At 60.2% G+C, this 23,035-nt stretch carries 25 protein-coding genes and 1 pseudogene; 12 read left to right on the top strand and 14 right to left on the bottom strand.

Annotation, left to right across the window (positions count from 1 at the left end):
- Positions 1 to 78 precede the first annotated feature (78 nt).
- Positions 79 to 258, bottom strand: a pseudogene (locus J3P95_RS09495) (DJ-1/PfpI family protein); the annotation flags it as partial.
- Positions 259 to 577: 319 nt separating this feature from the next.
- Here J3P95_RS09495 and J3P95_RS09500 point away from each other — a divergent pair.
- The gene (locus J3P95_RS09500; protein ID WP_434562412.1) at positions 578 to 808 is read left to right on the top strand and encodes a hypothetical protein; all 231 of its coding nucleotides are present in this window, start codon (positions 578 to 580) and stop codon (positions 806 to 808) included.
- A 143-nt stretch (positions 809 to 951) separates the two neighbouring features.
- The gene (locus J3P95_RS09505; protein ID WP_434562414.1) at positions 952 to 1,155 is read left to right on the top strand and encodes a hypothetical protein; all 204 of its coding nucleotides are present in this window, start codon (positions 952 to 954) and stop codon (positions 1,153 to 1,155) included.
- 40 nt (positions 1,156 to 1,195) lie between these two features.
- On the opposite strand, the gene pip is transcribed toward J3P95_RS09505, so the two are convergent.
- Positions 1,196 to 2,176 carry a prolyl aminopeptidase gene (pip, locus tag J3P95_RS09510; protein WP_434577685.1) on the bottom strand — a complete coding sequence of 327 codons (981 nt, stop codon included), beginning with the start codon at positions 2,174 to 2,176 and terminating at the stop codon, positions 1,196 to 1,198.
- Positions 2,177 to 2,394: 218 nt separating this feature from the next.
- On the opposite strand from pip, the gene J3P95_RS09515 reads away from it, so the two are divergent.
- Positions 2,395 to 3,399, top strand: coding sequence for an NAD(P)/FAD-dependent oxidoreductase (locus tag J3P95_RS09515; RefSeq protein WP_434577683.1), 1,005 nt, complete (start codon positions 2,395 to 2,397; stop codon positions 3,397 to 3,399).
- A 90-nt stretch (positions 3,400 to 3,489) separates the two neighbouring features.
- A complete protein-coding gene (locus J3P95_RS09520) occupies positions 3,490 to 3,693 on the top strand; it encodes a hypothetical protein (protein WP_434562420.1) in 204 nt (67 codons plus the stop codon).
- 248 nt (positions 3,694 to 3,941) lie between these two features.
- Here the strand turns inward: J3P95_RS09520 and J3P95_RS09525 are convergent, their stop codons facing one another.
- The 4 genes from J3P95_RS09525 to J3P95_RS09540 all read right to left on the bottom strand — a co-directional run bounded on the left by J3P95_RS09525 (position 3,942) and on the right by J3P95_RS09540 (position 5,413).
- The gene (locus J3P95_RS09525) at positions 3,942 to 4,076 is read right to left on the bottom strand and encodes a hypothetical protein (protein ID WP_434562422.1); all 135 of its coding nucleotides are present in this window, start codon (positions 4,074 to 4,076) and stop codon (positions 3,942 to 3,944) included.
- Positions 4,077 to 4,233: 157 nt separating this feature from the next.
- A complete protein-coding gene (locus J3P95_RS09530; protein ID WP_434562424.1) occupies positions 4,234 to 4,410 on the bottom strand; it encodes a DUF3606 domain-containing protein in 177 nt (58 codons plus the stop codon).
- Positions 4,411 to 4,500: 90 nt separating this feature from the next.
- Positions 4,501 to 4,929: a DUF2628 domain-containing protein gene (locus J3P95_RS09535; RefSeq protein WP_186639854.1), complete on the bottom strand. Its 429-nt coding sequence runs from the start codon at positions 4,927 to 4,929 to the stop codon at positions 4,501 to 4,503.
- Between the two features lie 286 nt (positions 4,930 to 5,215).
- On the bottom strand, positions 5,216 to 5,413 hold the full coding sequence (locus J3P95_RS09540; RefSeq protein ID WP_434562428.1) for a hypothetical protein: 198 nt from the start codon (positions 5,411 to 5,413) through the stop codon (positions 5,216 to 5,218).
- Positions 5,414 to 5,751: 338 nt separating this feature from the next.
- On the opposite strand from J3P95_RS09540, the gene J3P95_RS09545 reads away from it, so the two are divergent.
- Positions 5,752 to 6,255 carry an anti-virulence regulator CigR family protein gene (locus tag J3P95_RS09545; protein ID WP_434577680.1) on the top strand — a complete coding sequence of 168 codons (504 nt, stop codon included), beginning with the start codon at positions 5,752 to 5,754 and terminating at the stop codon, positions 6,253 to 6,255.
- Positions 6,256 to 6,301: 46 nt separating this feature from the next.
- Here J3P95_RS09545 and J3P95_RS09550 read toward each other — a convergent pair whose 3' ends face one another.
- Positions 6,302 to 8,152, bottom strand: a complete 1,851-nt coding sequence (locus J3P95_RS09550; protein WP_434577679.1) for a sigma-54-dependent Fis family transcriptional regulator — start codon at positions 8,150 to 8,152, stop codon at positions 6,302 to 6,304.
- Positions 8,153 to 8,469: 317 nt separating this feature from the next.
- On the opposite strand from J3P95_RS09550, the gene J3P95_RS09555 reads away from it, so the two are divergent.
- Genes J3P95_RS09555 through J3P95_RS09580 form a run of 6 tightly spaced genes read left to right on the top strand, consistent with a single transcriptional unit; the run spans position 8,470 to position 14,419 of the window.
- The gene (locus J3P95_RS09555) at positions 8,470 to 9,564 is read left to right on the top strand and encodes an ABC transporter ATP-binding protein (protein ID WP_434562434.1); all 1,095 of its coding nucleotides are present in this window, start codon (positions 8,470 to 8,472) and stop codon (positions 9,562 to 9,564) included.
- On the top strand, positions 9,564 to 10,673 hold the full coding sequence (locus J3P95_RS09560) for an ABC transporter ATP-binding protein (RefSeq protein ID WP_434562436.1): 1,110 nt from the start codon (positions 9,564 to 9,566) through the stop codon (positions 10,671 to 10,673). The genes J3P95_RS09555 and J3P95_RS09560 overlap by 1 nt, the downstream gene beginning before the upstream one ends.
- Positions 10,670 to 11,536 carry a carbohydrate ABC transporter permease gene (locus J3P95_RS09565; protein ID WP_186639844.1) on the top strand — a complete coding sequence of 289 codons (867 nt, stop codon included), beginning with the start codon at positions 10,670 to 10,672 and terminating at the stop codon, positions 11,534 to 11,536. The genes J3P95_RS09560 and J3P95_RS09565 overlap by 4 nt, the downstream gene beginning before the upstream one ends.
- 10 nt (positions 11,537 to 11,546) lie before the next feature.
- A complete protein-coding gene (locus J3P95_RS09570) occupies positions 11,547 to 12,347 on the top strand; it encodes a carbohydrate ABC transporter permease (RefSeq protein ID WP_434562438.1) in 801 nt (266 codons plus the stop codon).
- Positions 12,348 to 12,357: 10 nt separating this feature from the next.
- The gene (locus J3P95_RS09575; RefSeq protein ID WP_025212861.1) at positions 12,358 to 12,630 is read left to right on the top strand and encodes a DUF2160 domain-containing protein; all 273 of its coding nucleotides are present in this window, start codon (positions 12,358 to 12,360) and stop codon (positions 12,628 to 12,630) included.
- A gap of 46 nt (positions 12,631 to 12,676) precedes the next feature.
- Positions 12,677 to 14,419 (top strand): ABC transporter substrate-binding protein, encoded by a 1,743-nt coding sequence (locus J3P95_RS09580; protein ID WP_434562440.1) that lies wholly within the window; start codon positions 12,677 to 12,679, stop codon positions 14,417 to 14,419.
- 114 nt (positions 14,420 to 14,533) lie between these two features.
- On the opposite strand, the gene J3P95_RS09585 is transcribed toward J3P95_RS09580, so the two are convergent.
- Positions 14,534 to 15,475 carry an alpha/beta hydrolase gene (locus tag J3P95_RS09585; protein ID WP_434577675.1) on the bottom strand — a complete coding sequence of 314 codons (942 nt, stop codon included), beginning with the start codon at positions 15,473 to 15,475 and terminating at the stop codon, positions 14,534 to 14,536.
- Positions 15,476 to 15,700: 225 nt separating this feature from the next.
- On the opposite strand from J3P95_RS09585, the gene J3P95_RS09590 reads away from it, so the two are divergent.
- Positions 15,701 to 15,928, top strand: coding sequence for a hypothetical protein (locus J3P95_RS09590; RefSeq protein ID WP_434562444.1), 228 nt, complete (start codon positions 15,701 to 15,703; stop codon positions 15,926 to 15,928).
- A gap of 148 nt (positions 15,929 to 16,076) precedes the next feature.
- Here the strand turns inward: J3P95_RS09590 and J3P95_RS09595 are convergent, their stop codons facing one another.
- The 6 genes from J3P95_RS09595 to J3P95_RS09620 form a co-directional block, all read right to left on the bottom strand.
- On the bottom strand, positions 16,077 to 16,871 hold the full coding sequence (locus tag J3P95_RS09595; RefSeq protein ID WP_434577673.1) for a ChbG/HpnK family deacetylase: 795 nt from the start codon (positions 16,869 to 16,871) through the stop codon (positions 16,077 to 16,079).
- Positions 16,843 to 18,018: a GNAT family N-acetyltransferase gene (locus J3P95_RS09600; RefSeq protein ID WP_434577671.1), complete on the bottom strand. Its 1,176-nt coding sequence runs from the start codon at positions 18,016 to 18,018 to the stop codon at positions 16,843 to 16,845. The genes J3P95_RS09595 and J3P95_RS09600 overlap by 29 nt, the downstream gene beginning before the upstream one ends.
- Positions 18,019 to 18,023: 5 nt before the next feature.
- On the bottom strand, positions 18,024 to 18,713 hold the full coding sequence (locus J3P95_RS09605) for an N-acetyltransferase (protein ID WP_434562450.1): 690 nt from the start codon (positions 18,711 to 18,713) through the stop codon (positions 18,024 to 18,026).
- Positions 18,710 to 20,605, bottom strand: coding sequence for a hypothetical protein (locus J3P95_RS09610; RefSeq protein WP_434577669.1), 1,896 nt, complete (start codon positions 20,603 to 20,605; stop codon positions 18,710 to 18,712). The genes J3P95_RS09605 and J3P95_RS09610 overlap by 4 nt, the downstream gene beginning before the upstream one ends.
- 119 nt (positions 20,606 to 20,724) lie before the next feature.
- Positions 20,725 to 22,029 carry an oligosaccharide flippase family protein gene (locus tag J3P95_RS09615; protein WP_434562454.1) on the bottom strand — a complete coding sequence of 435 codons (1,305 nt, stop codon included), beginning with the start codon at positions 22,027 to 22,029 and terminating at the stop codon, positions 20,725 to 20,727.
- Positions 22,026 to 23,030 carry a polysaccharide deacetylase family protein gene (locus J3P95_RS09620; protein ID WP_434577667.1) on the bottom strand — a complete coding sequence of 335 codons (1,005 nt, stop codon included), beginning with the start codon at positions 23,028 to 23,030 and terminating at the stop codon, positions 22,026 to 22,028. Before J3P95_RS09620 ends, J3P95_RS09615 begins: the two co-directional genes overlap by 4 nt.
- Positions 23,031 to 23,035 lie beyond the last annotated feature (5 nt).

Below are 23,035 nucleotides of genomic sequence, written 5' to 3' on the forward strand. Positions count from 1 at the left end.
GGATCTCTTCCTGAGTTCTAACTACCAATTAGATGACATGCCATGTCGCGTTTTTTGTCGGGAGGCGGCAACTTCTCCTTATCGGATACTGAGCCCGATCAGCGCATCATACAGCGCCTGCTGCCCAGCGGGCAGGACAGGGAGCAACGTCGCACGGCGCTTGTCGGCATCGAACCAGGATTCAACCAACCATCCCACCAGATAAAGCGCCGAAAGGCATCCGCCAGCAGTTGCAACGTTGCCCTGGCAAACAAGGGGGTTGATCCACGGAGCAGGGGTCAGGGTGGGAAATGCATGGGTCAATTCCAGTGCCGATGAAAGAGGTATCCGGTCCTTTTTGGGAGGATGCCGCCCAGCGTCATCATGACGCTGTGGATGCTTGGCATTCCTTTCTTAATATCCCTACGGATTTCGCGGCGGATCCGCCTTTTCCCTAAGCGGAAAAACGAAGCAGGGCACGGTTGTGAGATGGGCCAATGATATAGCGCCGTAAACTCCCCCTGCCCGTCGTTCCACAAATTGAAACTTCTACTCTGACGAGGCGATCTCCTAAGTATTGGCTAACAGGAGATCGGGTATGAAGTGCTATCTATGCGGGCTGGAAGCGCAGCAGTGCGAAGAAGATCAAGGCGGTGAACGCGTCGACTGCGCGGATTGCGGCACGTACAAAATTTCTAGTCTGGTTTTGAAAGAGCTGGGAACCAAGAACTTCAATTACCCGAAAATGCGCGATGATTTGCATCGCCAGCGGCAGTTCAACGCTACATCTGTTGCCGAGATCAATACCGAGACGGCCATCTGGTCTTGAGCGTGGCGCTTCGCAGCGAGCGCGCCCGATGCCATCGCCAAGGCTTCGTAGATTGCCTATGCGGACCCTCCCTCCAGTATCATCACTCAGATGCCGGTTTGTATTGTCCGAGCGACGGGCAATGCCTCAGGAAGGATCACCCAATGCCAAAAAAACAGCCCGATGAAAAACCGGCAGCGACTGCCGCCGAAATCGAGCGTTCAATCCTGGCGCTCAACAAAATGGCTGAGCGCCTGTGGGGGGATGGCCGAGAAGTTGAAGCGCAGGCGCTTTTAAAGGCGCTGGATGCGTTGAACCGTGCGCTTGATCGTATAAGGATCGGGGAAAGTCGCAGAGTGCTTCATTGAAGACCGGCTTGGTGCAGGCTTCATAGCGTCCCGTCAGCGCCTAACTGAATTCCCCACGTTGCTTGAACTGCTCCGTCGCTTCAATCAGCGCACTGATGATCCCCGTCTCGGAAGGCGAGTGCCCGGCATCGTTGACCACCGTCAGTACCGAGCCTGGCCACGCCTTGTGCAGGCGAAAGGCCGAGTTCGGCGTCGCGATCATGTCGTGCCCGCCCTGAATGATTCTACAGGGCAGATGGGCGATGACCTCGATGTCGCGAATGAGTTGATCTTCCTCCAGGAACAGTTTGTTCTTGAAGTACCAGGCATCCAGGCACCCCATGCCGATGCTGGTCTGATCGTCCGAAGCTTGTTCTTCCACGCCGTCAGGGTCGTGGCGTAATAACGAACAGCTGGCGGAATAGCGCACCCAGCCGCGGATCGCTTCCATGCGGAGCTGCTCGTCGTCGCCGGTCATGCGGTCCAGGTAGGCCTCCAAGAGGTCGTGCCGTTCGGCTTCGGGAATGAAGTTCACGAAGTCTTCGTGGGCACGGGGGAAAAAGCGTCGCATGCCGAGGATGAACCAGTCGATTTCGTCGCCCGTGCCCAGGAAAACCCCTCGCAGAAGGAAGCCAAGGCAGCGTTGCGGATGCGCCTCGCCATAGGCCAATGCCAAGGTGGTGCCCCACGAGCCACCGGTGATCAACCATCGATCGATTCCCAGGTGCTCCCGTAACGCCTCGATGTCGTTGACGAGTGCCTGGGTGGTGTTGTTGCGCAGTTCCGCCAAGGGCGTCGAGCGAAGGGAACCGCGCTGATCGAACAATACGATGCGGTAATGATCCGGGTCCCAAAATTGCCGTTTGGTCGGCGGAGCACCTTCTCCGGGTCCCCCATGAAGGTACACGACCGGCACACCGTCGGGGTTGCCGCTCTCTTCCCAATAAAGCGTATGCAGGTCGTCGACGGGCAGCATGCCGCTGCGCCGAGGATGCTCGATGGGTGGGAATTGGCTGTAAGTGATTTCTCGGGGGGCGTCCATTGGGCGGCTCCTTCTGTGCGCGTTGTTCGACAAGGTTTCTTTCAGTTTCGAAAAGAGCCGCGAGCCGCAAGTTCACGCGCGGATCTGCCGCACAGGACAAACGGAAGGGCGCCAAGTCATTGATAAAACGGCATAAACGGCCGTCTGTCGGCCCAGGCAATCTTTTGTCGTTCAGTTCGAGTCACTGCTAATGACACCGCAAGCACGAGGAACAGGTGATGCCCTTAGCCCCCGACGACTATGACGAGCTGTTCGCTCGGCCAGAATCAGCCTCCACCGAGGCTGGGCACGTCGACCTTGATTGTCTGATCATCGGCGCTGGCCCCGCCGGGTTGACCACCGCCGTGTATTTGAGTCGCTTCCATCGGCAGGTCTTGGTGGCCGACGGTGGTCGCAGCCGCGCGAGTCTCATTCCACGGTCCCATAATTATCCGGGATTCCCACCGGGCATCTCTGGAAGGGACTTGCTCACCCGGCTGCGAGAGCAGGCCTTGCGCTACGGCGCGATCATCGAATCGGGAAGGGTGAAGCGCCTGATCAAGCACCGCGCAGGTTTTGTCGCGCAACTGAACGGCCGGGAACTGATTGCGCGCCGCGTCGTATTGGCGACCGGAATCGTCGACACGCTGCCCCACATGGAGCGCCCCTACGATGCGGTTGCGCAATCGGTGATCCGCCTCTGCGCGATTTGCGATGGCTACGAAGTCAACGGCGACAACGTCGCGGTATATGGCGAAGCGAGCTGCGCAATCAGCCACGGATTGTTTTTGCGCAACTTCACCGACCGGGTGACGGTGTTGGTTTATGGCGAGAGCCAAGCCTGCGAAGAAGCCGTTGCGGTGGCGAAGCATGCCGGCATTCGCCTCATTGGCGATAGGGTCGAGCACATCGAGGCCAGCGACGATCAGGTCCAAGTAAAAACCTGCAAGGGCCAGAGCCTCTGCTTCGACATTGTGTACCCCTCACTGGGTTCGCAGGTGTGCTCCGAACTGGCGGTGCAGCTCGGCGCCGAAACCGACGAGCAGGGTGCGCTATGCGTCGACGCGCATCAGGCGACTTGCGTCGAAGGTTTGTACGCGGTTGGAGACGTCGTTGATTCGCTCAAGCAAATCAGTGTCGCTACCGGCCAGGCGGCAGTCTGTGCAACGGCGGTGCATAACAGCCTGGAAGTGCGGTTGTGGGATCGCGCGCGTGACAAGAGAACGCCTTTGGATTCGATTTGAACCTCAATCGGTAGGATCACTTTCAAACCGGAACACTCAATCGCCTTAGCGTATCTATCGGCAACATCATCGGAGTGCTCGGCAGTGGACGTGTACAGGATTGAATTCGAGAACGACCGTTGGACCCTCTACAAGTCCCATGGCTACAAACCGATCCTGCAGGCCGACAGTCATGACGCGTTGATTGATCACGTACTTGCCTTGACGCAAGGAAAGGGCGCCGTCGTCCGGTTCACTGCAGAAGGCGGTGTGCGCGAGCTGCGGGTGGGTGACATTCAAGAGGACGGACTGTAACGGGCTGTTGAAGACGTGAAGAGTTTGAACTGCCGACGCCATGGCCTGCCGAATGCCTATCACCAAGAGGATATGCCCATGACTGACGAACAGAAAAAAGAACCGCCCAAGGACGACACCCCCGCCCATTCCACGGAGCAGGAGCGTGAGCGTTTGAAAGACTTCAACAAGGACGGGATACCGCCGGGTTCTTCCTGACTGCAGCGGCGCCGTCCGCTGATGCACTTTATGCAAGCAACCAAAGCCCTTTACCGGACCACGCAGATCCAGTGATGGTCATGCCGGTACGGGGCGCGGATAAATGCCACGTCGGATACCAGTACCATGCCGCGATCCTGAAGGGCTTCGGTGAGTTGTACGAGTGTCTCTGCTTCGATAGTCATTGCTGTTACCTCGTCAGATTACTGCGTTCATAATTGTTGACCGAACGCCGCAACGGGTAATTCATTTTTTCTAACGAGCTTATCTAAGGCACTAAGCCGATGGGGCAGGGATTGTTTTTTTCGAGAATAAGCCCCACAGCCACGTGGGGCTTATTCATTACTTCTTCAGGTGACGGCGAACATCATCGGCCATCGGTCCAACGGTTTTTACCGCGGCCTTGAGTTCGTCTTCGGTTACGCCGAACTCTTTTGTCCAGTATTTCATTTCCCAATCTTCGGAAGTGCTGATGCGGCTCCGGTCTTGGGGCCCGCGATTGCTCAAGTTGTCAGCCATTGTCGAGTTCCTTTGAGAAGGCCTGGTAACGCCAGGCGACTCTCAATGGACAATCAAGCGGGGCTGTTTGCGCAATTTTTATGGCTGATGTCAGAGGCGCATGCCTTTAAGCGGATTCCAGCCTTGCTCACCTTTTACTTCTTTCAAGTAATAGGCGTAGTTGGTCATGAGCGCGTACATCATCGACATGGCAATGTTCAGGCCCATGCTCAAAGGTCGAGGGAAATCCATGCCGACGATGGCGAAAATCACGCTCAATACGATGTTGATTGCCAGGAAAATACCGAGCAGGGCCAGGTTTTTCTTCCACAGGCCCAGAACGAACAGGTAGATAGGCCCGAAGAAAAATGCAATGACGTTGGCATTGATCAGTATCTTTTTCTTGAAGTCTGGCAGCGTCTTGACGGCTTCCTTGTAGCGCGGGTCGTTTGGCGCGCCATAGGTGTCAAAGAAGGCGAAGCGTTCCTGCCATTTGGCGCTGTATTTGTCGGTGCCTTGTACTTGTTCAGTGCTGCTCATTTTCCCGTTCCTTATGTTCCATGAAAAGTGGATTTCTTCCGAGAGTCCTGCGCTTCTGTCTTTAGCCTTGAACCCGAAGCGTTGCGCTGCCCGCTTTATAAGCGTTTGCGCACAGAAATACCGCACCGGTCGTTTAAATGGCTAGCTGATCTGTGATGGACATCACGATAGTCCTGCGCGCGAGCAAGGAATGCTCAGGAAGACGGCGGAAACGGGAAAAGGCAGCTCATCCTGAATCGCCCGTTCATCAACGGGCGACAGGTTCATCCAGCACTCAGGTCAACACTCAGAGCATGGCCTCCGCAAAAACATGGTCTTGGGTCATCGTCAGAAAGTGCAGCGGCATGTCCTGCTTTGCTTGCGGGCACGGCATTTCAAAACTGCCAACTACCTGGCTTTCAAGTGCGTTCAGCCGCATCGACTCCTCTTCCTTTAGTTTTGCCATTCTCGCGTGGTTCGCTGCGATTTCATTGAGAGTTGACACGGTACATCTCCAGTGGCTGACCAAGCATGAGAATTTGCTGCCGCGCCAGAAAGACGTCGTCCTGGGGCTGCTACGACGTTCCGGTGCAAACCTTGCGCCAGAGGCAGCGGCGTTATGCAAGCCTCTTTCCCCAAACGACCAGCGGCATGAAACGATGGTGTTCAGGCCGGCAACGTTTCAACTTTGCCTCAGAAATAAGTCACTGATAATACAAACCCATCCTTGGGCATGAAGTACGTTGACGATGCAGGCAACCGACGCGCAGCGTGATATGGAACTAATATCACTGTGAGTCTCCATATCTTTACAGGGGACATCCCCTTTTCGAGAGAACTGCCATGTTCAAATCACGCTCGTTGATTGCTGCAGTGACCTGTTTTGCCTTGGTCGCAGGTCCCGGAATCGTTGTTGCGGACCCGGGTAACGGCAAGGGAAACGCTCAGTTCGATCAAGGTCAGGGGCAAGGAGGCAAGGGCGGGCAGGGCAACAAGGGTGGCCAAGGTAATGCCGGCAACAAGGGCAACCAGGGAGGCAAGGGCAACCAGGGCGGTGGCGGCGATTGGCATAACGGTCCAAGCGTCGACCGTGGCGGCATTCTTGGCGTGATTGGTGGTTATCGGGATTACTGGAACCCTGCTCCGGCGTTGCCGCCGGGCATCCAGAAAAACCTCGCCCGCGGCAAGCCGTTGCCACCGGGCATCGCGAAGAAGCTCGACGGACGTTTATTGGGACGCTTGCCGCACTATGACGGTTATGAGTGGCAACAGGTCGGCACCGACTTGATCCTGGTGGCGATCGCCAGCGGCATCATCTATGAAGTGCTCAACGGTGCGTTCGATTAACTTGGTGTTCCAACGAATCGCAGCCTCTTCGGAGGCTGCTTTCGTCTCAGCTTTCAAGCTGTCGCAGGCGTTTGTACAGCGTATTGCGGCTGACCCCGAGCCGTCGCGCCAGGTGTGAAATATTGCCGCCCACTGCCTGCAACTGGCGGTTCAAGTCCTCGGCATCGTTCAGGTCCACGGTCAGCGGTTCCGGTGTTTCCACCGGCTCCATTTCCAGGTCAACGAAGAAATCGTCGGGCAGATGCTCCGGCCGGATCGGCTGTTCCTCGGCCATCGCCAGGGCCACTTGCAGCACGCTGCTGACTTGCCGCAGGTTGCCCGGCCAAGGATGGCGCTCGAACAGATCGAGGACTTCGCGGCTCAGGCCGGCCCATTGGGTCGGTTCGCGGTGGTGTTCCCACAAGCGTTGGAACAGTGCTTGCTTGTCGCTGCGCTCGCGCAGCGGCGGCAGTTCCAGGGTCAGGCCGCCGATGCGGTAGTACAAATCTTCGCGAAATCGCCCCAGTTGCACCTGTTCACGCAGCGAGCGGTTGGTGGCGGAAATGATGCGGATGTCCACCGGGAACAGCTCGGCGCTGCCCACCGGTTGCACGCAACGCTCCTGCAATACTCGCAACAGGCGGGCCTGGGTTGGCAGGGGCATGTCGCCGATTTCGTCGAGAAACAGCGTGCCACGATCGGCCTTGCGGATCAGGCCGATGCTGCCCTTCTGGTTGGCGCCGGTGAAGGCGCCTTTTTCATAACCGAACAATTCCGATTCCACCAGCTCGGCGGGAATCGCCGCGCAGTTGACCGCGATAAACGCCTGCTTGCAGCGCGAACTGGCCTGGTGCAAGGCTTTGACGAAGACTTCCTTGCCGACGCCGGTCTCGCCGTGGATCAACAGCGGAATGTCTTTTTCCAGCAAGCGCTCGGCCTGGCGCACGGCTTTTTCTACCCGGCTGTCGCCCAAGTGCAGGGTGTTGAGGCTGATGGCGGTATTGGCAGGGGCGTGTGTAGGCGAGGGCGTCGGGTCGGTGAAGATGCGCGGCTTGATCAAAACCTGCTTCGGCCGCCTGAGCAGGCACTGGAATCGATTGCGTCCGGACGCCTGCAAGGCGAACGGCAGGCCGTCGGGCTGGTTGAGCAATTCCATCAGCGAGACCTTGAACAGGCTTTCGATGCTCACCCGCGACAGGCTGAGGCCCAACAGGTTGTCGGCGCGGCGGTTGGCCGAAAGCACCTGGCCGCTCTCATCGAAAATCAGCAACCCGGCCCATTGGCTGTCGAGGTTGTTCAGTCCAGTGTTGAAGGTCAGTTGGAAGTGCTCACCGCGAAACAGGTTGAGGATCAGCCGGTTCTCCACGGTCTGGCTCATCATCTTGACCATGCCCAGGGTGTGGGATGGCGGCAGGTAGCTGTCGCTGGAGACGTCCAGCACCGCGATGACCTTGCGCTCGGCGTCGAAGATCGGCGCCGCGGAGCCGGTCATGAAGCGGTTGGCCTTGAGGAAGTGTTCATCGTGTTCGATGTGCACAGCCTGTTCGCAAGCCAATGCGGTGCCGATGGCGTTGGTGCCCGTGCAGCGTTCCATCCAGCTCGCCCCGGCGCTGAAGCCATGGGCCAGTTTCGGCTCGATGAAACGCTGGGTGCCCCAGGACGTCAGCACCTGGCCCTGATTGTCGGCCAGCATGATCAGGCAATTGGAATTGCTCAGGATGTTCTCGTAATACGGCAGGACTTCCTGGTGCGTGGTCTGCACCAATGAATGCTGGCTTTCCAGCAACTGGGCGATGCCCTCGGCGGGCAGTTGGTCGAACGCGGGCACGCTCTGGTGATTCAGGCCAAAGGCGCGGCAGCGGGACCAGGAGGCTTGGATGATGGCCTCGTGGGTCAAGGCAGGAGCAGGTGCGGCCATGGGGCACTCTCGTAGGTGCGATTTTTTATTGTTGTGGCAAGTCTCGCACAGACTCCATGTGCTGGGGCAATCGCGCCTCCATCGACTGGAGGCCAGGCTAACCGAAAGCGTTCATTCAGTGTTGTTCAAAATTGTTCATTGTCAACCTGCCCATTGTTCAGTTGTTCATTCCTCATTGTTCACTTGTGTTCATCCGCGAATGCCATTTTCCGTTTAACAGAAACCTATTCTAATAAAATCATGGGCTTGCGATTTCTGGCACGGCTTTCGCTTTTGCACCTGGGTCGCTTGACTCCAAATAATAAAAAGGCCGAGCCATGTCATTACAGCTTGAGCACATCTGTCGCACCGTCGAAGGCCAGACCTGGATCGACGATGCCAATCTGAGTTTCGAACCCGGATCCTTCAACGTCCTGCTGGGCCGCACGCTGTCCGGCAAGACCAGCCTCATGCGCTTGATGGCTGGGCTGGACAAGCCCGACAGCGGTCGCATCCTGATGAACGGCGTCGATGTCACCAAGCGGCCGGTGCGGCTGCGCAATGTATCGATGGTCTATCAGCAGTTCATCAACTACCCGACCATGACCGTTTTCGAAAACATCGCCTCGCCGTTGCGCCAGGCCGGTGTGTCCGAGGAGATTATCCAGGGCAAGGTCCTGGAAACCGCGAAGATGCTGCGGATCGAAAAATTCCTCAAGCGTCATCCGCTGGAGCTGTCCGGCGGCCAGCAGCAACGCACGGCCATGGCCCGTGCGCTGGTCAAGGACGCCGAACTGATCCTGTTCGACGAGCCGCTGGTGAACCTCGATTACAAGCTGCGTGAAGAACTGCGCCAGGAAATGCGCGAGCTGTTCCAGGCTCGCCACACCATCGCCGTCTACGCCACCACCGAGCCGAACGAAGCGTTGGCCCTGGGCGGTACCACGACGATCCTGCATGAAGGCCGGGTGATCCAGAGCGGCAAGTCGTCCTCGGTGTATCACCAGCCGCAAACCGTGCTGGCCGCCGAATTGTTTTCCGAGCCACCGATCAACCTCATGCCGGGACGCATTGCCGGCAATGAGGTCAGCTTCGCCAACTTCGTGCACTTCCCGCTGAACGTCGACCTGCGTCCGGTGGGCGAGGGCGAGTTCCGTTTCGGCGTGCGCCCCAGCCATATCTCCCTGGTGCCGAGCAACGATGACGACCTGGAGCTGGCGGTGACCGTCGAGGTGGCCGAGATCAGCGGTTCGGAGACGTTCCTGCACGTGCGCAACGAACACTTCCTGCTCGTCCTGCATTTGCCCGGCGTGCACGAATACGACGTCGACGCACCGATCCGCATCTATATTCCGACCCACAAACTGTTTGTCTTCGATGCCCAGGGCAAGCTCGTCCAAGCCCCCGGGCAGCGCATTGCGAGGGTTGCCTGATGGCCGAAATTCGTTTGCAGAACCTCGCCCACAGCTACACCAGCACCCCGGCGGGCCCCGAAGACTACGCGATTCGCGAGATGAACCATATCTGGGAACAGGGCGGTGCCTACGCGCTGCTCGGGCCTTCTGGCTGCGGCAAGTCGACCTTGCTCAACATCATCTCCGGTTTGCTCAGCCCCTCCGAAGGGCAGGTGATGTTCGACAGTAAAGTGGTCAACGACCTGACCCCGGAGCGCCGCAACATCGCCCAGGTGTTCCAGTTCCCCGTGGTGTACGACACCATGACGGTGTTCGACAACTTGGCGTTCCCGCTGCGCAACCAGGGCATGGCCGAGGCGCGAATCCACACCAAGGTGCAGGAAATCGCCGAGGTCCTCGACCTGCAGAGTCTGCTGGATAAAAAGGCTCGCAACCTCACCGCCGACGAAAAACAGAAAGTCTCCATGGGCCGCGGGCTGGTGCGTGACGATGTGTCCGCGATCCTGTTCGACGAGCCGCTGACGGTGATCGACCCGCACCTGAAATGGAAATTGCGGCGCAAGCTCAAGCAGATCCACGAGCAGTTCAACATCACCATGGTCTACGTCACCCACGACCAGCTGGAAGCCTCGACGTTCGCCGACAAGATCGCGGTGATGTACGGCGGCCAGATCGTCCAGTTCGGCACGCCCCGGGATTTGTTCGAGCGCCCGAGCCACACCTTTGTCGGCTATTTCATCGGCAGCCCCGGCATGAACCTGATCGAGGTCACGGCGCAGTCCGGCGGCGTCGGTTTTGCCTCGACCCACTTGCCGCTCTCGGACACTTTGCAACGGCGTGTCGCCGAAGCCGAGGGCAAAAGCCTGAAGGTCGGTATCCGTCCGGAATTCATCCATGTCTGGGACGGTCCTTACGACGACGCGATGCGAGCCGAGGTCGTGCACGTCGAAGACCTGGGTACCTACAAGATCCTGACCCTGAACCTCGATGGCGCACCGCTGAAAGTGCGCCTGGCCGAAGACAAGCCGGTGCCGGAAGGTACGGCGTACATCAGTTTCCCGGCCCAATGGCTGATGGTCTATGCCGATGAATATCTGCTTGAGTCCGCAGGCGAGGTGCAGCCATGAACAAGGTGCAGAACAACAAGGCCTGGTGGCTGGTGCTGCCGGTATTTCTGCTGGTGGCCTTCAGCGCCGTGATCCCGATGATGACCGTGGTCAACTATTCGGTGCAGGACATTTTTGACCAGTCCAGCCGCTACTTCGTCGGCGCCGACTGGTACCGGCAGGTGCTGCTCGATCCACGCCTGCACGATTCACTGCTGCGCCAGTTCATCTACTCGGCGTGCGTGCTGCTGATTGAGATCCCGCTGGGGATCGCCATCGCCCTGACCATGCCGACCAAGGGCAAATGGTCGTCCCTGGTGTTGATCATCCTGGCGATTCCGCTGCTGATCCCGTGGAACGTGGTGGGCACCATCTGGCAGATTTTCGGCCGCGCTGACATCGGCCTGCTGGGTTCGACGCTCAACGCCATGGGCATCAACTACAACTACGCAGCCAACACCATGGACGCCTGGGTCACGGTGCTGGTGATGGACGTCTGGCACTGGACTTCGCTGGTGGCGCTGCTGTGCTATTCGGGGTTGCGGGCGATTCCAGACGTCTACTATCAAGCGGCGCGGATCGATCGTGCATCCAGCTGGGCGGTGTTCCGCCACATTCAGTTGCCGAAGATGAAAAGCGTGCTGCTGATCGCCGTGATGCTGCGATTCATGGACAGCTTCATGATCTATACCGAGCCGTTCGTACTCACCGGCGGCGGGCCGGGCAACGCCACGACGTTCCTCAGCCAGACCCTGACGCAGATGGCCATCGGTCAATTCGACCTGGGCCCGGCGGCGGCGTTTTCCCTGGTGTACTTCCTGATCATTCTGTTGGTGTCCTGGCTGTTCTATACCGCCATGACGCACTCCGACGCCAACCGTTGAGGCCCGCACAATGAGCAAGAGAAAGCTGATTCCGCTTTTGATCTACATCCTGTTCCTGCTGGTGCCCATCTACTGGCTGCTGAACATGTCGTTCAAGAGCAACACCGAAATCCTCGGCGGCCTGACGCTGTGGCCGCAGGATTTCACCTTCCAAAACTACAAGGTGATCTTCACCGACCCGAGCTGGTACACCGGCTACCTCAACTCGCTGTACTACGTCAGCCTGAACACGGTGATTTCCCTGGCGGTCGCGCTGCCGGCGGCCTATGCGTTCTCGCGCTACCGCTTTCTTGGCGACAAGCACCTGTTCTTCTGGCTGCTGACCAACCGCATGGCGCCACCGGCGGTGTTCCTGCTGCCGTTCTTCCAGCTGTATTCATCAATTGGGCTGTTCGACACCCACATCGCCGTGGCCCTGGCTCATTGCCTGTTCAACGTGCCGCTGGCGGTGTGGATCCTCGAAGGCTTCATGTCCGGGGTGCCAAAAGAAATTGACGAGACCGCCTACATTGACGGCTACAGTTTCCCCAAGTTCTTCACCAAGATATTCATTCCGTTGATCGGGTCCGGCATTGGTGTCACGGCATTTTTCTGCTTCATGTTCTCCTGGGTCGAGCTGTTGCTGGCCCGGACATTGACCTCGGTGAATGCCAAGCCGATCGCGGCGGTCATGACCCGCACGGTGTCGGCGTCCGGTATCGACTGGGGTGTGCTGGCGGCGGCGGGGGTGTTGACCATCCTGCCGGGCATGCTGGTGATCTGGTTCGTTCGCAACCACGTGGCCAAGGGCTTTGCCCTGGGCCGGGTCTGAGGAGTCGATGATGGAATGGATGAACTGGACCGCCCCGACGGCGGCATTCTTTGGGGTCATCGCCTTGCTGCTGGCAGGCATGACAACGTGGGAACTGCGTTCGCCGAGTATCCCTCGACGTGGTTTCCTGCCGATTGCCACGACCCGTGGTGATCGGTTGTTTATCGGTCTTCTCGGTAGCGCCTACCTGCATCTGCTGGTAATCGGCGTTACCGACTGGAGCATCTGGATAGCGTTCGCGTTGTCTTTGGTGTGGCTGTTGGCAGTGATGCGGTGGGGCTAGTCGCAAAGGTTCGACGAAAGCTCTTAAACCCAAACAGGAGGTCTCTATGTTCGATAAAAACAATAAGCTGCGACATAGCGTTTCATTGGCAGCCATGCTGGCACTCAGCGGGCTGAGCGCTGCGGCCTGGGCCGACGCCTATGAAGACGCCGCTAAAAAATGGATCGGGAGTGAATTCAAGCCGTCGACCCTGACAGCCGAGCAGCAGCTCGAAGAACTCAAGTGGTTCATCAAGGCTGCCGAACCGTTTCGCGGGATGAAAATCAACGTGGTGTCGGAAACCATCGCCACTCACGAATATGAATCCAAGGTACTGGCCAAGGCGTTTAACGAAATCACCGGGATCCAGCTGACCCACGACCTGCTCCAGGAAGGCGACGTGGTGGAGAAGCTGCAGACCCAGATGCAGTCGGACAAGAATATCTATGACGGCTGGGTCAACGACTCGGACCTGATCGGTACGCACTTTCGCTACGGCAAGACCGAGTCGATCACCGACCTGATGGCCAACGAAGGCAAGAATTTCACCTCGCCGACACTGGATCTCAAGGACTTCATCGGCATTTCCTTCACCACCGCGCCGGACGGCAAGGTCTATCAACTGCCCGACCAGCAGTTCGCCAACCTGTACTGGTTCCGCGCCGACTGGTTCGAACGTGCGGACCTGAAGGCCAAGTTCAAGGAAAAATACGGCTACGAGCTGGGTGTACCGGTGAACTGGTCGGCTTATGAAGACATCGCCAAGTTCTTCTCCGAGGACGTCAAGGAGATCGACGGCAAGCGCGTCTACGGCCACATGGACTACGGCAAGAAAGACCCATCCCTGGGCTGGCGCTTCACCGACGCCTGGTTCTCCATGGCCGGCGGTGGCGACAAGGGCCTGCCCAACGGTTTGCCGGTGGACGAGTGGGGCATTCGCGTCGAAGACTGTCATCCGGTCGGTTCCAGCGTGACCCGCGGCGGCGACACCAACGGCCCTGCGGCCGTGTTCGCCACCACCAAATACGTGGACTGGATGAAGAAGTACGCGCCACCGGAAGCGGCGGGCATGACGTTCTCCGAATCCGGACCGGTGCCGGCCCAGGGCAACATTGCCCAGCAGATTTTCTGGTACACCGCATTCACCGCCGACATGACCAAGCCCGGCCTGCCGGTGGTGAACGCCGATGGCACGCCGAAATGGCGCATGGCGCCTTCGCCGCGCGGTCCGTATTGGGAAGAGGGCATGAAGCTGGGCTATCAGGACGTGGGGTCCTGGACGTTCATGAAGTCCACGCCTGAGAAACAGAAACTCGCGGCCTGGCTCTATGCGCAGTTCGTGACGTCCAAGACCGTATCGTTGAAGAAGACCATCGTTGGCCTGACGCCGATTCGTGAGTCGGACATCAACTCCCAGGCGATGACCGACCTGGCGCCGAAACTCGGTGGCCTGGTGGAGTTCTATCGCAGCCCGGCCCGCGTGCAATGGTCGCCGACCGGGACCAACGTGCCGGACTATCCACGCCTGGCACAACTGTGGTGGAGCCACATCGCCGAAGCTGCCAGCGGCGAGAAGACTCCGCAACAGGCCCTCGACGGCCTGGCCAAGGATCAGGACGCGATCATGACCCGTCTGGAACGCTCCAAGGCCCAGGCCACCTGCGCACCTAAGATGAACCCTGAGCGCGACGCGCAATACTGGTTCGACCAACCGGGTGCACCGAAGCCGAAACTGGCGAACGAGAAGCCTAAAGGCGAAACCGTGAGCTACACCGAGCTGTTGAAATCGTGGGAGGCGGCACGCAAGTAATGCTTCAAGCGTGACAAACGAACGGCACCGAAAGGTGCCGTTTTTTTTGCCCGCGAGCGGAATATCAGGGGAGCTGATGCTTTTTCCTACAAATGTTTGAACGAGCAGCAGGCGTCAACCGGCCTTGGCCGGACTGGCGCCAGCGCGTCCTGCGACAGGCGACGTTGTGGTTTTCATCAATGTATCCAGTGCCTGCCGATAAGTCCGGCCCGCCAGGCTCATGCTGTTGTTGTGGGTGGCCCCCGGCACCAGCAACAGGTGCTTGGGCTCGCGGGCGGCATTGAACAACTGCTCGCTGAAGCGCGGCGGTACATAGCGGTCGGCGGCGCCGTGGACGACCAGCAACGGCATGTTGATCTCGCCGATCTTGTCGATGGAATCGAACTTCTGCGACAGCAACCAGCGCACCGGCAAGGAGGTGTTGGCCATCGCGGTGGCGACATCGCCAAGGGACGTGAAGGTGGATTCGATGACCAAGCCCCGGGCCGGCACGACGCTGCCATTGCTGGCGGCTTCCTGGCCCAGTTGCGCCGCGAGGTCGACGGCGACCGCGCCGCCCAGGGAGTGGCCGTAGATCAGCCGAAGCGCCGGGTCCGGTTGCAGCACTTCGAGACGCTCCCAAGCGATTCGCGCGTCCTCATAGACGCTGGCTTCCGACGGCAGGTCGCCCTGGCTCTTGCCGAAACCGCGGTAATCGATGGCCAGCACCGAATAGCCCAGCGCCCTCAGTTGCTGGATGCGAAACAACTGGCCGGTCAGGTTCCACCGCACACCATGCAGGTACAGGATGGCCGGGGCATTCTTGCGTTCGGCCGGCCACCACCAGCCATGGATATTTTCCCCGGCCTTGAAGCTTTTCGGCTTGAGATCGAACTCCTGCACCCCGCTGGGGAGCCCGCTGAACCAGCTTGCGGTCCCCGGCTCGATGCGAAACACCAATTCGCGCTCCTTGTGCTGCAACACGGCGCAGCCCACCGGCAGGCCGACCACCAGCGCAGCCATGAAAAACCAGGCCAGCCAACGTTGCTTGAGGCGAGAGAGAAAAGATGAGGACATCGACGCGATTCGCTACTTGGGGCAGAAGCTGCGTTTTAGCAGATTCCTTCCAGGGTACGCTGGAATTTCGGACGGTGTGCTTACGACTGCTGCGCAGCCCAGCGGGGACTAATCCCCTCGCCACGAGGGCCTCGTTGTGCCTCCAGACGGTAGGTAACCCGATCGAACTCTCACCGTTTCGCCCGACTCGAAAACTCGACACGTATCAATATCGAGGACGAAGCCATGACGCCTGAGCATTCCAAAGGGCAAACACCCGTCGGCAACGCTGCACCCGCGAAGGACGCCGTCGGCGAGCCGGTGCCGGTGGTGGAACGCGACGTGCAGCGCCCCGATCCGGCGACCGACAAGGTGGATAAAACGATCACGCCGAAGTCGATCAAGAGCCACGAGCAGGACGCTGAAAAACTGCAGGACAAGGTCCGGCAAGTTGAGAAAAAGCTCGACCGATAAAGGGCGGCCGCCATTCGTCAGATACGCTGGAACGAGCACGTCAATGCCAAGGAGGTCGGCGTTCGCGCTGACCAGGATATGCCCTGGGAGCTGAGGTGAACTCGTGGCGAGGGAGCTTGCTCCCGCTGGGCCGCATAGCGGCCTCTTGTCACGGCATATCCCTCAGGTCGAGCAGCTCGATCCCGCGCCCACTCTCGCCATACCCGACCTTCGGCACTCCCGCCAGACGCCTGTGCAGCACGTGGGTCAGGGATTTACCGGGAGCCAGGCTGGCGTCGCCAAAATCGCCGTCCAGATGCAGTGGGTGAACGATCACCTCAAGCGAGCCATGACCCGGTGGCGCCGCGTGGTGCAAGTCGGCGGGGGTGCAGACGAAGTCCGCTGTTGCGCCGCAAAGTCGACGCAGGCGACGGTTGAGCAGTGTCTTGAAAATCCGTTTGGGCGTGGTCAGGTTCGGCCCGAGGTTGCGGGCCAATCGCATTGGCACGCCTTGACGCGCGGCGAAGCGTGCGACTGCTTCTCCGATGGGCCAGATGTTGTGGACGTGCTGGTGCGAATCCAGGTGGCTGGGGCGCAGGCCGCGGTCCAGGCAATGTTGCCACTGCGCCTGGAGTTCTTCTTCCACCGCCGCCAGATCTTTTGATCTCAGACGCAAGCAATAACGCGACAAGTTGAGGTCGAACTCGCCGCTGACGTCGCAGAACGCCGCCCGTGAGGTGATTGAATGGCTTAGCGGCGACCCATAGCTGAGGTTGAAATGCAGGCCGATACGCCCTTCAAGCAGAGGGTGCAGGGCCAGCTCGCATGCCTGGTCGAAAGCGGGCATGTTGGCCATCGCCGTAGCGGAGCTGATCACGCCTGCTTCGAAGGCTCGCAGGATCAGTTCGTTTTCGCTGAAGCTAAGCCCGAAGTCGTCAGCGTTGACGATCACTTGGCGAGGCATGCGTATTCTCCGAAGGCTTGTTGGGAGACGATGCCGTCGTCGCGGTCGGTCTGGCCCGGCGCTTTCCCAGCCAAGGCTTCAGGCTTTTCCATAGCCGCAAGGCAAGTCCAAGGAACAAGCCGTCGGGCTGCCAGGAATAGAAACTCCAGCGCCAGTGCTCCAGCTGTCCGGTCATGCGTTCGTGCAGTTGATGACTTGAATTCTCCAGGCTGACCCGTGATGCATCGATCCAGCGCCAGTTCTCGTCCAGTCCCCAGCGAATCCACTCTTCGAGCAGTACCCGGCCGCTGCCCAGGTCGGCATGCTGCGGCAGGAACGCCAGGTTGTAGTCGTACAGGCGCCCTTGGTCCAGCAGGCCGAGGCGATAGCTGATGCACTCGCCGTTGAGCTCCAGCATCACCACCCGCACTTGGCCTTGGGCGGCGAGGGCGGTAAAGGCGTGGTTCATCCATTGCCGGCGCCTCGGGTCGGCGAAGATGCCAACGCCTTCCTCGCCTTTCCAGCTGGCCGCCTCGACATCGGCGAGGGCTCGCAACAATTGCCCCATGCTGATGGCGTCCGGTGTCACCCGGCGAATCTCGGCACCGCAGGCGGCGATCCGCTTGCGTGCGCGGCGTAACTTGTAGCGCGGATCGCCAGAAATTTCCTCGCGGTCGCTGTCGCTGATCAAGTGCACCGGCACCCGACAACTGAGCCGCCGCTCCCCAGTGGAACTGAGCGCCATCCAGGCACTGAGGACGCTTTGCTCACCGACCGGCTCAGTCACTTCATTCAATTGCAGCAGGGCGTGGGGCAAATGCTGACGAATCTGCATCAATGCCTGGCCCATGCCTTCGGCGTCCAATTGCGCCAGCAAAGCAATGCGGTCGGCCAGCGGATAACCCAAGTGACGCAGCACCCGGAACGGCAACCCGCCGATCCGCTCGCGCCCCGATACCAGCGGCAGGCAAAGGCACAAGGTCTGCTCTTGCCAACCCAGCAGCAGGTGCAGTTGCTGGTCGGGTAGCAGGGCAAATTCCGCTGCTTGCAGCCAGGCCAGGGTATTGAAGGGTGTCGCGTCGGTCACTTGGGTACGCAGCTGTTCATAAGCTGTGGCAGGAAAATCCGCTGCGCCCAGGGAGCGACACCATTGGAACCGGATCGCCATGGCCATCAGGCCGTTGCAGTCGATGCAACCGGCGGGGCCGGTTTACGAAAGCCGTCCAGTACCGAGCCGCTGTAGAATGTGTCGCGGAAAAACCGCCAGCGCCCGAACAAGCAATACACGTGGGTGATCTGGCCGCGTTCCTGGCAGTCCATGCGTATATGCATTTTGATCGCTGGGGTGTTCTGCAAGTCGCAGACATCGACCATTTTGCTGCAACCCTTGTCTTCCATGATTTTCCACATGTCCATCTGTACATCCGCCGACAGTTGGGTTCCCCAGTACGCGCGGATCATCTCGCCACCGAACTGAAAGTACTCGCCGGGCTTGATCGGGAACCAGCAGCCATAGAAGTGATGATCGAAATAGTCCCGCATGCTGGCCCAGACGAAACCCACGGTGTCGCCCTTGTCGTCCAGGTACATCAGGCCGGTGTAGCCCTCGGCCGCCAGCTCGCGCATGGTTTCGACACGGTCGCCGAAATGCCGGGTAAAAGCGTCGGCATTGGCGACTGTGATGAACTCTCGGCGCAGCGGTGGGTAAGGCCTCAGGTTATGCGACCTCAATGGAATCTTCACATCGTGTTCCAGCCACACCAGTTGCGAATGGAAAAACACGAAGCGGCGTACCAGCAGCTTTAAGAGGGAGCGCAGGCCTTTTTTCTGAATGCGATCACGCAATTTTTGCAGAACGTTCATGGAGCCTCCTGACGGGTGGCAGGTTGTGGGAGAAGGGAAGCAGTCCAACTCAGGGCGAACACGGTTTCCCCTGGCAGCAGGAAACCGACTTGGCCGGCCTTGCAGTCGAACGGGACGTTGCGGCTGATGTTGTCGGGGCCGAAATACACCAGGCTCGCGCCGGGTTGCGGGCAGGCCGCGCCCTCCAGGCTGACTTGATGGGCGCGGGTGCTTTTGTTCACGCCCAGCAGACTGCGCTGTGGCCCGGTGGCCATGGCCAGCGCATCGACTTCAAACGCATCGTTGTCCAGGCGCAGAACCTGGTCGAGCCAGTGTTGCTGGATGAATTGCTGGGCCAGGCCCACCGGCTTGATCTCGAAGCGCTGGGTTCCCAGGATCCGCACCATGCCCTTGGGGTATTGCGGCTCGTCGGCGGACATGAACCAGTTGAGCATGTCCAGCCAGCCGTCGGCGGAGGCGTTGATCGCCACCGACGTCCACCACAGGGCGGCGTAGTGGGTTTCCTGGTCGTAGGGGCTCAGGCTCGAGCCGCTGGACATGTTGGTCTGGTCCAGCAGCAAGGCCTTGCGCGGCCGGCCCTGGCGGTCCAATCCCACCAGATCGGCGGCCTGCCGGACGCTGTCGCGATACGTCCGGGTGGCCAGTAAGTCGCGGACCATCCATTCATGCCAGGCCAGGGCGTCGATCTGATCGCCGGACGTTTCCAGCAGGCGCCGCGCCCAGTCGATCCCGCGTTTTTGCACGGCGTTTTCCGCCAGCGGACCGTTGGTGAACCGCGAACTGGCCGGTATGGCGATGCGTACCCCGGCGCGTGCGTTGGCGTCGTCGGCGCGGACCTGCTCGACCATGCTGTCGAACACTTGCTGGTAACTGGCGAAGTCCGGGTAGTTGAGGTTCGGTTCATCGGCGAAACTGAGGTAGTGGATGCCTTTGCCACCCAGGGCCCGAGTCGATTTGAGCCAGGCTTGCAAGCCGCTGTTGCTGGTTCGATCGGCCCGCAGATCGGCCTGGCGCTGGCTGCCGGCCAACAAGGTGATGTCCCGGTCGATGCCGAAGCGGTCCTGATACAAGCGCCGGAAAGCATCTTCATGATCGGCCCTGGCCGCGGTGACATCGACGAGGCTGTAGTAGGTGGCGGCTCGGGGCTTGAGTGCATCGAGCACGGCGTAGCTGGACGGCGGCGGCAATACGTAGGGCAGGGACATGCCCAATCTTGGGGTCGTGCCGAGTACCTCGTCGTGGACCTTCAAGTGGGTTTGCCCGGGATCCTCGCGCAACGGTTGCAGGTGCGCCGGGTCTTGGGCGAACAGGTTGGCCGTGCCGTCCAGCCAGAACGCCAGCTTGCCATTGCCTTGCACCTGCAAGCGCCAGGTCTGTTCGACGTCGGCTGCCGGCAGCGCCACTTGATCGAAATGCCAATAGGCGCGGTACGGCTTGAGGTTCAGTTGCAGCTGTTTGCCATCGGCGACGCGCCGGGCTTGCAACGCGCGCACGCCGTTATGGAATTTGCCCGCCAGCACTGCCTGCTCGCCAGCAGCCACTTTGAAATACAACTCGTCGCCGTCGTGGACTTCGGCGCTGAAATGCACTTTGGCCGGGGCGAACAGGGCGTGGGTGCGGGCATCGTGTTCGACCCCATAGCGACGGAAACTGTAGCCGGGAATTTCCAGGCGATAACTGGCGACGCCCGGCAACAAGGGCCACTGCTGCTCGCCACGCACCTGAGCGGCCTCGACCAGGCGTTCACCGACGAGTTGCCCTTGGCCGTCGAGCAGGTACAAGTGTTCGGTGTTGGCCTCGGCCTGCCAGGCCGGCACCCAGCGCACGGTCACCCGATCCGCACGGTCGGTTTGCAGGTACAGGCTGCCGTCGCGGATACCGGTCCATTGCATGGACGCGCCGTGGGCCAGGCAGCCCAAGCTGCATAGGCACAAGCACAAGCCGGTTTTCCACCCGTGGACTGACACCCTCGCAAGCCTGCTCACGATGGCGGTTTGACGGATAACCGCACTCATGCCGATTTCCCCAGGAGCATCTGACGCATCGGCAGCAGATCGCTTGGCAGGATGATCAACGTCTGCCACAGCAACACGCCGCTGAGACGGCAATACATCATCAGCATGGCAACGGTCACACCCAGATAGGCGATGGACGAAGCGGCGGCAGCGCCGACGATGCCATAGCGGGGAATGAACACCAGGTTGAGTGCCAGGTTCGCCAGCGCCCCGGCGCCCATCAGCAGCGATACGCTGCCGGGACGATCCTTGCCTAGCAAGTCGAGGCGCAGGATGCTTGCGTAGCAGAGTCCGAACAGCCCCGGCAGCAAGGCCAGCAGGGCGGGATAGGCCGGTTGATAGACCGCGCCGAACAGCGTGACGATCAGCCATTCGCCCACCAACGCCATGCCCAGGCAGGCGCCGAGCATCACCGTTGCGGTCAGGCGCAAGGCCAGCGGGGTCAGGCGCTGCATGTCTCTGTCTTGCTGCAGCAGGCGTTTCATCAGCGGAGTGGTGACCGCTTCCGGCACGATCAGCAGCAGCTCGGCGGCGGCGCTGGCCATGGCGTAATGTCCCAACGCGGTGCTGCCCAACAGTGCACCGATGAACAGGAAGTCCGAACGCAGCATCACTTGCTGGAACAGCAAATCCGGATGGCTGCGTGCGCCGTAGCGCAGCAGTTCGTTCTGACTGGCGCGATCCCAGTGCAGGGTGAACGCGTGATCGCGGCGCAACCACATCCAACCGGCCAGCACCACCAGGCTCAGGCCTGCCAGCCAACTGATCAGCGCCGCTTCCAGCGCGGTGTCTTTCCACATCCAGAACAACGCCACGAACAGCAACAGCGGCGCCAGGGATTCCATCAGCCGCAAGGCATTGAACGCGCCCACGCCGCCCGAGGCATTGTGCAGGGTCAGCAGGCCGCTCTTGAGCACCGTCAACGGTACGGCCAACAACAGCAGCCATGCCAGCAGGCCCAGCTGCGTGGTGATATCCAGTTCGCCGCCGAATTCGCGTACCAGCGCCACCACCAGCAACGTCAGCAACCCGGCCAGCAGGCAGCCGAAGACCAGCACCTGACTGAGCAGCAAACCCATCGACCGTTGCTGCGCGGCCTGGTAACCGACGGCACTGTTCAGCCCGCCGCTGGTGGCGGCGCTGATCAGGTCCGGCAGGGTGCTGAGCAGCGCGAACAGCCCGCGTTCGCTGGGCCCGAGGATCCGCGCCAGCAGCACGTTGCGCAGCAGGCGCAGGCCGATCATCGCCAGGCGCGTGCCCATGCTCAGCGCCAAGTGCCTGAGGTAATGAGCGCGGCTCATGGGCGTGCCCCTCGACGAATGCGCCAGGCCAGCAGTTCCGGGTGACAGGCGTTGCGCTGGCTGACGCCGAAGCGCGGCAGGTTCAAGGGATCGCCGTCGTGGCGATACAGTCCGGCCTCGGTGCCCAGGGCAAAAGGAAAACCATGGGCCGCCACCTGCTCGCGCACACGAGCGTCATTGTCACCGTTGGGGTAGCAATACACCGGCAAGGGTTGAGCGCAGCCGTTTTCCAGAGCCGTCCAACTGCGGGTCAGTTCTTCGTGCAGGCGCTGGTCATCCAGCCCGGTCAGAATCGCGTGGCTGGCGCCATGGGGGCCAAAGCGCACCAGCCCGGAATCTTCGAGCATGCGTACTTGGGTCCAGTCCAGCGCCTGGGGTTGGGAACCTTGTGGGCAAGCGTCGGTGAGGTCGCTCAAGAGGCGTGGGTCGAGGCTCTTGAGGCTTTGCAGATAATGCAGCAGCGCCAGGCTGCGGCGCTCGTCATCAATGTCATCGAGCAGCACCGGCAACGGCCGGCCGACGTCGTGCAAATGCTCGATCAGAGCGTTCCGCGCCACCTGGCCGTGGCTGCCCCAGAGGGTTTCGCCGATGCTTTCCCACCAGAAGTGCTGGCGGCTGCCGACGAAATCAGTGGACAAAAAAATGCTCGCCGGCACCTGGTACTGGCGCAGCAGGGGAAAGGCGTTCATAGCGTTATCGCGCCAGCCGTCGTCAAACGTCAGAGCCACCCGTGGGCGGTTCGGGACGCTTTCCGGGTCGGCCAGCAACAAGCTCATCAAGGGCACGCATTCAAAATGCCGTTGCAGCCAGATCAACAAATGCTCGAACGCATCAGGTCCCACGCACAGCTCGTTGCGATGGGGCAGCTCGGCGGCGCGGTCGTTGTTCAGCACTCGATGCAGCATCAGGATGACGCCGGCGCCACGCAACGGGTGGCGGCCCAGGGAAGTGTTCAGGTATAGCCAGCCGCCGGTGCGCTTGAAGACGTGTTTGATCGACATCGGCC

The organism is Pseudomonas sp. Z5-35, from assembly GCF_051131945.1.
Classification (GTDB): Bacteria; Pseudomonadota; Gammaproteobacteria; order Pseudomonadales; family Pseudomonadaceae; genus Aquipseudomonas; species Aquipseudomonas marvdashtae.

Excerpts from the sequence above, each read along its gene's own strand:
- pip (WP_434577685.1), bottom strand. The coding sequence starts at position 2,176 with ATGGACGCCCCCCGAGAAATCACTTACAGCCAATTCCCACCCATCGAG.
- J3P95_RS09620 (WP_434577667.1), bottom strand. The coding sequence starts at position 23,030 with ATGTCGATCAAACACGTCTTCAAGCGCACCGGCGGCTGGCTATACCTG.
- J3P95_RS09575 (WP_025212861.1), top strand. The coding sequence starts at position 12,358 with ATGGAATGGATGAACTGGACCGCCCCGACGGCGGCATTCTTTGGGGTC.
- J3P95_RS09515 (WP_434577683.1), top strand. The coding sequence starts at position 2,395 with ATGCCCTTAGCCCCCGACGACTATGACGAGCTGTTCGCTCGGCCAGAA.
- J3P95_RS09615 (WP_434562454.1), bottom strand. The coding sequence starts at position 22,029 with ATGAGCCGCGCTCATTACCTCAGGCACTTGGCGCTGAGCATGGGCACG.
- J3P95_RS09555 (WP_434562434.1), top strand. The coding sequence starts at position 8,470 with ATGTCATTACAGCTTGAGCACATCTGTCGCACCGTCGAAGGCCAGACC.
- J3P95_RS09610 (WP_434577669.1), bottom strand. The coding sequence starts at position 20,605 with ATGCAATGGACCGGTATCCGCGACGGCAGCCTGTACCTGCAAACCGAC.
- J3P95_RS09525 (WP_434562422.1), bottom strand. The coding sequence starts at position 4,076 with ATGACTATCGAAGCAGAGACACTCGTACAACTCACCGAAGCCCTTCAG.
- J3P95_RS09550 (WP_434577679.1), bottom strand. The coding sequence starts at position 8,152 with ATGGCCGCACCTGCTCCTGCCTTGACCCACGAGGCCATCATCCAAGCC.
- J3P95_RS09605 (WP_434562450.1), bottom strand. The coding sequence starts at position 18,713 with ATGAACGTTCTGCAAAAATTGCGTGATCGCATTCAGAAAAAAGGCCTG.
- J3P95_RS09595 (WP_434577673.1), bottom strand. The coding sequence starts at position 16,871 with ATGCCTCGCCAAGTGATCGTCAACGCTGACGACTTCGGGCTTAGCTTC.
- J3P95_RS09580 (WP_434562440.1), top strand. The coding sequence starts at position 12,677 with ATGTTCGATAAAAACAATAAGCTGCGACATAGCGTTTCATTGGCAGCC.
- J3P95_RS09585 (WP_434577675.1), bottom strand. The coding sequence starts at position 15,475 with ATGTCCTCATCTTTTCTCTCTCGCCTCAAGCAACGTTGGCTGGCCTGG.
- J3P95_RS09565 (WP_186639844.1), top strand. The coding sequence starts at position 10,670 with ATGAACAAGGTGCAGAACAACAAGGCCTGGTGGCTGGTGCTGCCGGTA.
- J3P95_RS09590 (WP_434562444.1), top strand. The coding sequence starts at position 15,701 with ATGACGCCTGAGCATTCCAAAGGGCAAACACCCGTCGGCAACGCTGCA.
- J3P95_RS09570 (WP_434562438.1), top strand. The coding sequence starts at position 11,547 with ATGAGCAAGAGAAAGCTGATTCCGCTTTTGATCTACATCCTGTTCCTG.
- J3P95_RS09530 (WP_434562424.1), bottom strand. The coding sequence starts at position 4,410 with ATGGCTGACAACTTGAGCAATCGCGGGCCCCAAGACCGGAGCCGCATC.
- J3P95_RS09535 (WP_186639854.1), bottom strand. The coding sequence starts at position 4,929 with ATGAGCAGCACTGAACAAGTACAAGGCACCGACAAATACAGCGCCAAA.
- J3P95_RS09545 (WP_434577680.1), top strand. The coding sequence starts at position 5,752 with ATGTTCAAATCACGCTCGTTGATTGCTGCAGTGACCTGTTTTGCCTTG.
- J3P95_RS09500 (WP_434562412.1), top strand. The coding sequence starts at position 578 with ATGAAGTGCTATCTATGCGGGCTGGAAGCGCAGCAGTGCGAAGAAGAT.
- J3P95_RS09505 (WP_434562414.1), top strand. The coding sequence starts at position 952 with ATGCCAAAAAAACAGCCCGATGAAAAACCGGCAGCGACTGCCGCCGAA.
- J3P95_RS09600 (WP_434577671.1), bottom strand. The coding sequence starts at position 18,018 with ATGGCGATCCGGTTCCAATGGTGTCGCTCCCTGGGCGCAGCGGATTTT.
- J3P95_RS09560 (WP_434562436.1), top strand. The coding sequence starts at position 9,564 with ATGGCCGAAATTCGTTTGCAGAACCTCGCCCACAGCTACACCAGCACC.